Source organism: Streptomyces sp. NPDC059564 (genome assembly GCF_042735575.1).
GTDB lineage: Bacteria > Actinomycetota > Actinomycetes > Streptomycetales > Streptomycetaceae > Streptomyces.
Map to the genome: position 1 here is coordinate 1 of NZ_JBHWBP010000278.1, position 10,218 is coordinate 10,218.

At 74.1% G+C, this 10,218-nt stretch carries 10 protein-coding genes; 2 read left to right on the plus strand and 8 right to left on the minus strand.

Annotated elements, in window-relative coordinates; genetic code table 11:
* Positions 1–117 precede the first annotated feature (117 nt).
* The 4 genes from ACFV0Q_RS31520 to ACFV0Q_RS31535 are packed head-to-tail and all read right to left on the minus strand — an operon-like array spanning position 118 to position 4,702.
* Positions 118–1,503 (minus strand): GH1 family beta-glucosidase, encoded by a 1,386-nt coding sequence (locus ACFV0Q_RS31520; RefSeq protein WP_385009923.1) that lies wholly within the window; start codon positions 1,501–1,503, stop codon positions 118–120.
* Complete coding sequence (locus tag ACFV0Q_RS31525) at positions 1,500–2,363, minus strand: carbohydrate ABC transporter permease (RefSeq protein ID WP_385009925.1); 864 nt, start codon at positions 2,361–2,363, stop codon at positions 1,500–1,502. The genes ACFV0Q_RS31520 and ACFV0Q_RS31525 overlap by 4 nt, the downstream gene beginning before the upstream one ends.
* Positions 2,350–3,369 carry a carbohydrate ABC transporter permease gene (locus tag ACFV0Q_RS31530; protein ID WP_385009927.1) on the minus strand — a complete coding sequence of 340 codons (1,020 nt, stop codon included), beginning with the start codon at positions 3,367–3,369 and terminating at the stop codon, positions 2,350–2,352. Before ACFV0Q_RS31530 ends, ACFV0Q_RS31525 begins: the two co-directional genes overlap by 14 nt.
* 13 nt (positions 3,370–3,382) lie before the next feature.
* The gene (locus ACFV0Q_RS31535) at positions 3,383–4,702 is read right to left on the minus strand and encodes an ABC transporter substrate-binding protein (RefSeq protein WP_385009929.1); all 1,320 of its coding nucleotides are present in this window, start codon (positions 4,700–4,702) and stop codon (positions 3,383–3,385) included.
* 195 nt (positions 4,703–4,897) lie between these two features.
* On the opposite strand from ACFV0Q_RS31535, the gene ACFV0Q_RS31540 reads away from it, so the two are divergent.
* Entirely contained in the window at positions 4,898–6,190 is a 1,293-nt protein-coding gene (locus ACFV0Q_RS31540) for an ROK family protein (protein ID WP_385009931.1), read from the plus strand.
* A gap of 25 nt (positions 6,191–6,215) precedes the next feature.
* Here ACFV0Q_RS31540 and ACFV0Q_RS31545 read toward each other — a convergent pair whose 3' ends face one another.
* From ACFV0Q_RS31545 to ACFV0Q_RS31555, 3 genes are all read right to left on the minus strand, one after another.
* Positions 6,216–7,361 carry a LacI family DNA-binding transcriptional regulator gene (locus tag ACFV0Q_RS31545; RefSeq protein ID WP_385009933.1) on the minus strand — a complete coding sequence of 382 codons (1,146 nt, stop codon included), beginning with the start codon at positions 7,359–7,361 and terminating at the stop codon, positions 6,216–6,218.
* A gap of 34 nt (positions 7,362–7,395) precedes the next feature.
* A complete protein-coding gene (locus ACFV0Q_RS31550) occupies positions 7,396–7,698 on the minus strand; it encodes a fibronectin type III-like domain-contianing protein (protein WP_385009935.1) in 303 nt (100 codons plus the stop codon).
* An 87-nt stretch (positions 7,699–7,785) separates the two neighbouring features.
* Positions 7,786–8,862 (minus strand): RNA ligase (ATP), encoded by a 1,077-nt coding sequence (locus tag ACFV0Q_RS31555; RefSeq protein WP_385009937.1) that lies wholly within the window; start codon positions 8,860–8,862, stop codon positions 7,786–7,788.
* Positions 8,863–9,009: 147 nt separating this feature from the next.
* Between ACFV0Q_RS31555 and ACFV0Q_RS31560 the strand changes: the two genes are divergently transcribed.
* Entirely contained in the window at positions 9,010–9,753 is a 744-nt protein-coding gene (locus tag ACFV0Q_RS31560; RefSeq protein ID WP_385009939.1) for an SDR family NAD(P)-dependent oxidoreductase, read from the plus strand.
* A 67-nt stretch (positions 9,754–9,820) separates the two neighbouring features.
* Here the strand turns inward: ACFV0Q_RS31560 and ACFV0Q_RS31565 are convergent, their stop codons facing one another.
* Positions 9,821–10,051: a peptidoglycan-binding protein gene (locus tag ACFV0Q_RS31565; RefSeq protein WP_385009941.1), complete on the minus strand. Its 231-nt coding sequence runs from the start codon at positions 10,049–10,051 to the stop codon at positions 9,821–9,823.
* Between the last annotated feature and the right edge of the window lie 167 nt (positions 10,052–10,218).

Consider the following 10,218-nt stretch of genomic DNA (forward strand, 5'->3'; position numbering starts at 1 on the left):
CGAGCCGTGTGCCCGTGTTCCGTGAGCTGGTGGAAGCATCCCTTCCCCATCCCACCACGAAAGGCCGTGCCCGCCCCGGGAGGCGGGGCGGGCACGGCGCGGCGCGCGCGGCCCGGGCTACAGGGCCCGGTGGGCGGCGATCACCTCCGCGTAGCGGCGGCCGCTGTACTTCACGGTGCGGCGCTGGGTGGCGTAGTCGACGTGGACGAGGCCGAAGCGCTTGTCATAGCCGTAGGCCCATTCGAAGTTGTCGAGCAGCGACCAGGCGTAGTACCCGGCCAGCGGGGCGCCGCGGCGGGCCGCGCGGGCGCAGGCGGCCAGGTGGGCGGTCAGGTACGCGGCCCGCTCGGGGTCGTGGACGCTGCCGTCGGGGGCGACGGTGTCCGGGTACGAGGAGCCGTTCTCGGTGACGTGGATGCGCCGGGCCCCGTACTCCTCGGTGAGGCGCAGGAGCAGGGTTTCGATGCCGCTCGCGTCGACCTCCCAGTCCATGCCGGTGCGCGGGACGCCGGGCCGTTCGATCTGGCGGGCATGGGGGGCGGGTCCGGCCGGGTCGGCGGTGACGACCTGCGGGAAGTAGTAGTTCAGGCCGGTCCAGTCGAGGGGTGCGGCGATGGTGGCGAGGTCGCCGGGGCGTTCGGGGAGGCCGACGCCGTAGACCTCGCGCATGTCGGCGGGGAAGCCTCGGCCGTGGACGGGGTCGAGCCACCAGCGGTTGACGTGTCCGTCCATGCGCCGGGCGGCTTCGCGGTCGGCTTCGCAGGCGGTGGCGGGTGCGACGGTGGAGAGGTTGTTGACGATGCCGATCCGGGCGCCGGGGGCGGCGGCGCGGACGGCCCCGGTGGCGAGGCCGTGGCCGAGCAGGAGGTGGTAGGAGGCGCGGACGGCGGCGGTCAGGTCGCGCAGGCCGGGCGCCATCTTCCCCTCCAGGTGGCCGATCCAGGCGGAGCACAGCGGCTCGTTCAGGGTGGCCCACTGGGTGACGCGGTCGCCGAGGCGGGCGGCCACGACCCCGGCGTACGCGGCGAAGTGCTCGGCGGTGGCCCGCTCGGGCCAGCCGCCGCGGTCCTGCAGGGCTTGGGGCAGGTCCCAGTGGTAGAGGGTGACCGAGGGGGCGATGCCGGCGGCGAGGAGGCCGTCGACGAGCCGGTCGTAGAAGTCGAGGCCCTTGGCGTTGACGGGGCCGTCCCCGCCGGGCAGGACGCGGGGCCAGGCGACGGACAGCCGGTAGGCGTTGGTGCCGAGCCCGCGCATCAGGGCGATGTCGTCCTGCCAGCGGTGGTAGTGGTCGCAGGCCGTGTCGCCGGTGTGGCCGCCGTGCACGGCGCCGGGGGTGCGGGAGAAGGTGTCCCAGATGGAGGGGCCGCGGCCGTCCTCGTCGGCGGCGCCCTCGATCTGGTAGGCGGAGGTGGCGGTGCCCCAGGCGAAGTCGCGGGGCAGGGCGGCGAGGTCGATGCCGCCCGGGTGCGGGGCGGTGGTGGGGAGGCTTTCCGAGAGGGTCACTTGACGGCTCCTGCCGTGAGTCCGGCCACCAGGTACTTCTGCAGCAGCAGGAATCCGGCGACGACGGGGATGCTGACGACGAGCGAGGCGGCCATGATCTGGTTCCAGTACACGTCGTTCTGCGTGGAGTAGCCCTGCAGTCCGACGGCGAGGGTGCGGGTGGTGTCGTTGGTCATGACGGAGGCGAAGAGCACCTCGCCCCAGGCGGTCATGAAGGCGTACACGGCGACGGCGACGATGCCGGGCACGGCGGCCGGCACGACGACGCGCAGCAGCGCGCCGAGGGGGCCGCAGCCGTCGACGGTGGCCGCTTCGTCCAGGTCCCGGGGCACCGAGTCGAAGTAGCCGATGAGCATCCAGATGGAGAAGGGCAGCGAGAAGGTGAGGTAGGTGAGGATCAGGCCGCCGCGGGAGCCGTAGAGCGCGACTCCGGTGGTGTTGCCGATGTTCACGAAGATCAGGAACAGCGGGAGCAGGAAGAGGATCCCGGGGAACATCTGCGTGGAGAGCACGGTGACCGTGAAGAGGCGTTTGCCGCGGAAGCGGTACCGGCTGACGGCGTAGGCCGCGAAGACGGCGACGACGACGGAGCAGGCCGTCGCGGCGCCCGCGACGATCAGCGAGTTCACGAAGTACTCGGCGAGCGGGATGGTGTGCCAGATGTCCGCGTACGGGCGGACGGTGAGCCCGCTGGGGATCCACCGGAAGCGTCCGGCGACGTCCTCCAGCGGTTTGAGGGAGCTGGTGACCATCACGTAGACGGGCAGCAGGACGAATCCGGCCAGCAGGGTCAGGAAGACGGCCCGGACCGCCCGGAAGGACGCGGGCGGGCGGAGCGGGTCGCGTTCAGCCGCGGGCATCGTCGTGCCTCCTTCCGCGGGTGGTGACGAGCAGGTAGGCGGCGGTGACCAGCAGCAGGAACAGCAGCAGCAGGACGGACATGGCCGAGCCCGTGCCGAAGTTCCAGGTGACGAAGCTGGACTGGTAGATGTGCAGGGAGATCAGGTCGGCGGCCTCCGGGGCGGACTTGCCGAACAGCACGAACGGGGTGTTGAAGTCGTTGAAGGTCCACAGGAACAGCACGAGGACCAGGACCTGGTTGACGGGGCCGACGGAGGGCAGGGTGATCCGGCGGATCTGCTGCCAGGTGTTCGCGCCGTCCAGCGCGGCGGCCTCGTAGAGCTCGCGGGGGATGTTCTGGAGGGCGGCCGTCACGATGAGGAAGGCGAAGGGCCAGCCCTTCCAGACGGAGACGATGAGCAGGGCCCAGAAGCTGTTGTCGCCGAGCAGCCAGAAGGTGTGCCCGGCGCCGCCGATGCCCAGCTGGTCGTGGATCACGTGGTTCACCAGGCCGTTGTCGCGCTGGAACATGAACGACCAGGTGATGACGGCCGCGTAGACGGGCAGCGCGTACGGGACCAGGAACAGGGCCCGCAGGATGCCGCGGCCGCGGAAGGTCTCCTGCGTGAACACGGCGGCGGCGGTGCCGATCAGCCAGCACAGGGCCACGGAGAGCAGGGTGAACAGGCAGGTGGTGAGGAAGGAGCGCAGGAGGGCCTCGCCGACGGGCCGGTCGAAGTCGACGGCGAGGTGGTAGTTGTCGAGGCCCGCCCAGGGCGCGCTCGTCCAGTCGCGGATGTGGAACTGGGTGAGCTCGCGGAAGCTCGCCACGATGCCCATGACCATCGGGACGAGGTGGATGAGGAGTTCGAGGAGGAGCGCGGGCAGGAGGAGCAGGTACGGGAGGGCGGTGCGGCGGGCGCGGCCGGGGTGGCGCGGGCGGTCCCGGCGGCTCGCGCCGGGTGGGGTGGGGCGTTTCGGCGGGGTCGCGGTGCCGGGGGGACGCGTGGGGGGCGCGGAGGTCATCGGGCGGCCGGGTTCAGTTCGACATCTGCTGCTGGGCCTTGGTGAGCTTCGCCTTGACCGATTCGGTGGTCACGGGGCGGCCGGCCGCCGCGTCGGCGAACAGTTCCTTGACCGCGGTCCCGACGGCGGTCTCGAACTGGGACTCCTGCGGGACCTGCGGGAGGGGCGCGGCGCTGGTGGCGAGGGTCTGGCGGAGCACGGTGAGGTCTTCGGAGGCGAAGGCGGGGTCGCCCTGGGCGGCCTTGACCGGCGGGATGGAACCGTAGGCCTTGTTCAGGACCGTCTGCTCCTCGTCGCCGGTCATGAACTTCACGAACTTCAGGGCGCCGTCGATGTTGTCGGTGTTCTTGAAGACGGCCATGTTGATGCCGGCGACCATGGAGTTGGTGTTCGTACCGGAGCCGGGGGCGCCGCCGGCCGGGACGGGCACCGGGGCGACGCCCCAGTCGCCGTCCTTCATGCCGTTGGCCTTGAAGCTGGTGGCCGCGCTCTGCCACAGGACCATGGCGGTCTTGCCGTTGGCGAAGTCCTGGAGGGACTGGTTCTTGTCGTACTCCGCGTTGCCCGGAGCGATGATCTTGTCCTTGGCCATCAGGTCGACGTACTGCTTGACGGCGTCGACGTTGGCCGGGCTGTCGAAGACGGGCTTTCCGGCGGTGTCGAAGAAGGCGGCCCCGTGCTGCTGGGAGAAGACGAAGGCCTGGTGGATGTTGTTGGAGGGGTTCGAACCCTCGGCGCCCAGGGCCCACTTGCCGTCCCCGGACAGCTTCCGGCCCGTGGTGACCATCTCGTCCCAGGTGGCCGGCGGCTTCTCGACGCCCGCCTCCGCGAACATCTTCTTGTTGTAGTAGAGGGCGTACGACATGGAGTAGAGCGGGACGGCGGCCGGGTCCTGACCGGCCGCGCCGGCCGATCCGATGGCGGAGGCGACGAAGCGGTCCTTGCCGCCGATGGCGTCGAAGTTCTTCGCGTCCCAGGGCAGCAGGGCGCCGGTGGCCTGGAGGGAGGAGGACCAGGTGTTGCCGATGTTGAGCACGTCCGGGCCCTGGCCGGAGGCCGTCGCGGCGAGGATCCGGTTGAGCAGGTCCGACCAGGGGACGACCTCCAGCTTCACCTTGATGCCGGTCTGCTGCTCGAACTTCTTCAGCTCGGGGCCGAGGACCGCCTGGTCCGCCGGGATGTCGGGGCCCTGGTTGGAGGCCCAGTACGTGAGTTCCTCGGGGGCGGTGTTGGATCCGCCCCCGCTGTCCGCGGTGCCGCCTCCGCACGCGGTGGCGGTGGCGGCGAGGAGGGAGACTGTCACGGCGGCGGCTGCGGCTCGGGTTCTGCGCATGGCGGATCGGCCCCTTTCGGCAGGGTCGTGGGAAGGCCGGCGGGCGGGCGCCGGGGTCATCGGCCCCTGGACCCCGGCGGCGCCCGTTTGCGTCCAGGCCTTAATTCAGGACGTGAGTTAAGCCCCGGGAAAGGGTCGCGTCAAGGGGTCTCGCGAGGGTATGTTGCGAGCGAAGTCACGGGCGGAAGGGGCCAGATGACGAGTGTGCGGGGCGGACGGACGGTACGGGACCTGCGGCGCGGCAACCGCAGCGCGGTGCTCCAGCGGTTGTACTTCGGCGGGCCGATGAGCCGTCAGGAACTCGGTCCGGCGACCGGACTGAGCTCCGGCTCCGTCAGCAACGTGGTCGGCGAGCTGATCGCGGACGGCCTCCTGGAGGAGGCCGGCGTCGTCGACTCGGACGGCGGCCGGCCGCGCACCCTGCTGCGCGTCTCCCCGGGCAGCGCGCACATGATCGGGGTGGACGTCGGCGAAACCCGGGTCCGGGTCGAGCTGTTCGACCTGACGCTGACCGAACTGGCGCGCACGGAACTGCCGTTGCTGCCACGCGGCTGCTACGACGTCGGCCCGATCGTGGACCACGTACGGACCGGCATCGCCACCGTCCTCGCCGAGGCCGGGGTGAGCGCCGACCGGCTGCTGGGCGTGGGCGTGGGCGTCCCCGGGATCGTCGACCGCGACGCCCCGGGCGGGACGGTGGTGCACGGCCAGACCATCGGCTGGGACGCGGTGCCGCTGGAGGCGCTGCTGCGCGCCACGAAGGCCCTGCCGGACGAGGTCCCGTACCTCATCGACAACGGCGCCCGCACCCTCGGGCAGGCCGAGATGTGGTTCGGCGCCGGGCGGGGCGCGCGCGAGGCGGTGGTGGTGCTGTTCGGCTCGGGCGTCGGCGCGAGCCTGATCACCGACGGGTCCGGCACCGCCCTGGAGTGGGGCCACCTCACGGTGTCGGTGCGCGGCCGGCGCTGCCGGTGCGGGGCCCTGGGCTGCCTGGAGGCGTACACGGGCGCGGAGTCGGTACTGGCCCGCTGGGCGGAACGGGGCGGGGCCGATGCCGCCTCCGGCTCCGGCTCCGCGGACGAGGAGGACGCGCTGGCGGCGCTGCTCGCGGCGGCCGGCCGCGGGGACCCGGTCGCCCTGGAGGTGCTGGAGGAGACGGCGGAGTACCTGGGCGCGGGGTTGTCGGACCTGGTCAACCTGTTCAAGCCGGAGCGGATCCTGATCGGCGGCTGGGCGGGGCTGATGCTGGGCCCGCACATCCTCCCGGCGGTCCGGGAACACGCCACCCGCTACGCGCTCCCGCACCCCGCCGCCCGGGTCTCGATCGACCTGAGCGCGCTGGGCCCGGACGCGGTCACGGTGGGCGCGGCGACCCTCCCCTTGTCGGCCTTCTTCGCCTCGGGCGGCCGCCGCACCACCCCGGAACCCCCCTCGGAACAGCCGGGCTGGCGCACGGCGATGGCGACCCGCGGCGAGGGAACCCGGTAGCCCCCGGGCGGGCCGGGCCGCGGGGTCAGGCCGAGTCGCGGATGATCAGGTCCGGGGTGAACAGCACTTCCGCCGGGGGTGCGGTGGGGGACGCGAGGCGGTGCAGGAGGAGGCGGACCATCTCCGTCGCCATGGCCTCCACCGGCTGGCGGACCGTCGTCAGCCTCGGCCGGCACGCCGAGGCCGCGCTGGAATCGTCGAAGCCGACCACCGCCACGTCCTGCGGGATCCGGCGCCCGTGCTCGCCCAGCACCAGGCAGGCGCCCTGGGCCATGAGGTCGTTGGCGGCGAACACCCCGTCCAGGTCGGGCCGTTCGGCCAGCAGCCGCCGCATCGCCCGCTCGCCGCCCTCCAGCGTGAAGTCGGCCTCCACGACGGGCGGTGCGGCCCAGGCCCCGATCGCGGCTCCGGCCCCGGCTGCGGCTCCGATCGCGGCCCCAGCCCCGGCCCCGGCTCCGGCCGCGGCCAGGAACCCCGCGACGCGCTCCCGGCTCGCCGCCAGCCGCCCCGGGCCCGCGATCACCGCGAGCCGCCTGCGGCCCCGCCGCGTCAGGTGCCCGGCCGCCAGTGCGCCGCCCTCGCGGTGGCGCAGGTCCACCCAGTCCAGCGGCGGCGCGCCGGGCTCCGGACGGCTGAACCGCACCGCCGCGAGGCCCGCCCCGGCCAGCATCCCGGGCAGCGGATCGTCGGCGTGCGGGGTGACGAGCAGCGCCCCGTCGGCGCCGCCCTGGCCGAGGTGGGCGAGCACCTGCGCCCGGTCCTCCGGCGCGTCGGCGAACATCAGCACCGGGTGCACCCCGCGCGGCCGCAGCGCCCGCACCACCGCCCCGGCCACCCGCCCGAAGAAGGGGTCCTGGAAGACCCGGGCGGCGTCGTCGTCCCGCCCGGCCCCCGCCCCGGAGCCCGCGCCGCCGCCCGCGCCCGTCCCGGAGACCACCAGGGCCACCGCGCCGGAGCGCCGGGTCACGAGCGAGCGGGCCGCCCGGTTCGGCACGTAGCCCGTCGCGGCGACGGCCCGCTGGACGGCGTCCCGGATGGCCGGGTCCACGTTCCGTACGCCGTTGACCACGCGGGACACCGTCGCCCGCGACACCCCGGCCGCCCGGGCGACGTCCTCGAGTGTCGGAGCCGCCCCCGTACCCGCGCCCGTACGCCCCCGCCCCGTGTTCATGGCGGCACTGTAGCGCCGCCCGCCCGGCCGGGTCTCACGGGCCGTCCGGCGCCCCCGCGTCGAGGACGGCCCGCAGCGGGAGGTCCGCGGCGGTGCGCCCGGCCGGCAGCGTGAACCGGCCCGGCTCGGCCTCCCCGCCGCGCGCCCGCGCCGACCAGTGCTGGAGGGCCCGCACGGGGATCCGTACGCGGGCGGCGGCCAGGTCCCCCGGGTCCGCGTCCGCCGCCGCCCACCCGGCGAGCCGGCGGGCGGGGCGCTCGACCGCCGAGCCGGGCCGGGCCGGGTGGACCTGGACGACCTCCCGGCCGCGCCGCCCGCCGGTGTTGCGCAGGCGCACGGGGCCCTCGTAGCCGCCGGGCACCGCCGCCGGCCGGCCGGGGCGCGGTTCCTCCGGGAACGCCAGATCACCGAAGGCCTCCGGTGCCTACTCGTACTCCGTGCCGCCCTTGCGCGTCAGGTAGGCCGGGCTGACCGCCTTCGCGATGGCGCGGCCGCCCGTGACGGGGCTGTGGCGTTCCGCCGCCGGGCGGATGACGACGCCCTCGCGCAGGTGCAGGCCGCGCCCCGAGACCGTCTCCCGGCCGTTCGCCAGCTCCAGGACCTCCTCCAGGACGTACGGGCCCTCGAAGAGCCTGGGCACCAGCGGGAGTTCGCCGTCCTCCAGCACCCGCGCCGGGTCCAGCCACCGCACCTGACCGTCGATCTCGGCGGACACGTCGAAGACGGCGTATCCGGGCGGGGCGTCGGCCGCGCCGCCGCGGGCCCCGTAGGGCAGGTCCTGCACCCCGGACCCGTACACCTCGGCGAAGATCCCGACCCGGGTCGCGCCGAGCCGTGCGGCCAGCCGGGCGGCGGCCTCCGGAACTCCGTGGCCGCGTACGGCACGCCAGTAGAGGTTGCGGTCGTCCTCCTTGAGCGCGTGCCCCCTGGAGCCGAAGCCCTTGGAGGAGACCAGGACGCGCTCGCCGTCGGCGACGTACGTCATCAGGCAGGCCGTGCCGTGCACCTTCTCGGTCAGGACGACGGGCTCGCCCTCCTCGAAGACGTCCGGGTAGCGCCTCAGGTTCTCGATGTCCGTCCACGGCAGCAGGTCGGGGGCCGACTCGACCTCCCCGTTCATCGTCGTGGGGACGGGCGGCGACCATTTGACGATGCCCAGCTCCTCGGCGAAGTCGGTGCCCTCCTCGGCCGCGAGCTCCAGGTCCACGCCGGTCAGCGCGCGGGGCCGGCACACCAGGCCCTGCGAGAGTTCGCCGCGCAGCCGGACCGCCCTGACGCGGTCGCCGGCGCTGCCGGCGAGGCGTCCGGTCAGGCCCAGCTCCTCGATCAACGCGGCGGGCAGGACGGCCTGTTCGGGTATGTAGAGGGCGAAGTCGCCGGTGCGGTAGGCGCCCTTGGCCACCACGGCCCGGTAGAGGCCCACTTGGGCCAGTTCCAGGGCGTCGGCGTTCGGGTGCCCGTGGACGGTGAGTTCCTCGACGGTGACGCGCAGAGTGGACACGGTACGGCTCCTCGGGAAGGGGGTTCGGGGGGTGCCGGACCACTGTCCGGCGGGGCATTTGCGCTGGTCCAGCGAATTTCGCGGTGTTAGCCTGCGGCGCGAAGGGCCGACGGGCCCGCCCGTCTCACAGGGTCCCAGGAGGCCGTCATGTCATCTCGTCCGGTCACGGTCGTCACCGGCGGCAGCCGGGGCATCGGCGCGGCCGCCTGCATACGGCTCGCCGCCGAGGGCCACGACCTGGTGCTCGGCTACGCGCACGACCGGACGGCCGCGGAGGCCGTCGCGGAGCGCGTACGGGCGGCCGGCGCCCGGTGCGTGACGGTACGCGGGGACACCTCCGAGGAGTGCGCGGTGGAGCGGCTCTTCGACATCGCCGGGGCCGAGCTGGGCGCGGTCACCGGTCTGGTCAACAACGCCGGGGTGACCGGCCCCCTGGGCCGCCTCGTCGATGCCCGCACCGAGGACCTGCGGCGCGTGGTGGAGGTGAACCTGCTCGGGTACCTGCTGTGCTGCCGCCGGGCCGCGCGGGACATGGCGGAGGGCGGCGGCGGGGCCATCGTGAACGTCTCCTCGGCCGCCGCGACGCTGGGCAGTCCCGGGGACTACGTCCACTACGCGGCCACGAAGGCGGCCGTCGACGCGCTCACGGTGGGCCTGTCCAAGGAACTGGGCCCGGACGGCATCCGGGTCAACGCGGTGGCGCCGGGCATCATCGAGACGGACATGCACGCGGCGATGGGCGACCCCGGGCGGCCCGCCCGGGCGGCGGCGGGCATCCCACTGGGGCGGCCCGGGCAGCCGGAGGAGGTCGCCGGGGCCATCGCGTGGCTCCTGTCGGGCGACGCCTCGTACACCACGGGAGCGATCCTCCGCGTCTCGGGCGGCCGCTGATCCCTCCGGGGGGCGGGGCCGCGACCGCCCGAGGCAGGCCTGCCGACCCCCGGCGTGGCGAGGGGCGTCAGTTGAAGGCCGCCCGGGTGGCCGGGCCGTAGACGCCGTTCGGGTCTCCCTTGATGTCGCGGTCCCGCTGGAGCTGGGCGACTCCGCGACGGGTCTGGTTGTCGTAGACCCCGGTCGGCGAGACGTACGTGAACCCCTGCCCGTAGAGCCGCTCCTGGAGGGCGCGCACCTCGGGCCCGCGGTCCCCCGGGCGCAGGGTTCCCGACGGCCCAGCCGACGGCTTCGCCACGGGCGCGCCGGGCCCCGGGTCCGGCGGGCGGGTCGCGGGGTTCCCGGACGGGCGGGCCCCCGCGGACGGGGTCCTCCGACCGGCCCGCACCCGCCGCCTCGCACGAATTTTCAGCCCTAGTGAACGCTTGCGTCCCCTACTTCGGGACTCCTACCTTGGACCCGCAG

Bases quoted from the DNA above. Each gene is read 5' to 3' on its own strand.
- ACFV0Q_RS31525 (WP_385009925.1), bottom strand. From the start codon at position 2,363: ATGCCCGCGGCTGAACGCGACCCGCTCCGCCCGCCCGCGTCCTTCCGG.
- ACFV0Q_RS31530 (WP_385009927.1), bottom strand. From the start codon at position 3,369: ATGACCTCCGCGCCCCCCACGCGTCCCCCCGGCACCGCGACCCCGCCG.
- ACFV0Q_RS31535 (WP_385009929.1), bottom strand. From the start codon at position 4,702: ATGCGCAGAACCCGAGCCGCAGCCGCCGCCGTGACAGTCTCCCTCCTC.
- ACFV0Q_RS31540 (WP_385009931.1), top strand. From the start codon at position 4,898: ATGACGAGTGTGCGGGGCGGACGGACGGTACGGGACCTGCGGCGCGGC.
- ACFV0Q_RS31545 (WP_385009933.1), bottom strand. From the start codon at position 7,361: ATGAACACGGGGCGGGGGCGTACGGGCGCGGGTACGGGGGCGGCTCCG.
- ACFV0Q_RS31560 (WP_385009939.1), top strand. From the start codon at position 9,010: ATGTCATCTCGTCCGGTCACGGTCGTCACCGGCGGCAGCCGGGGCATC.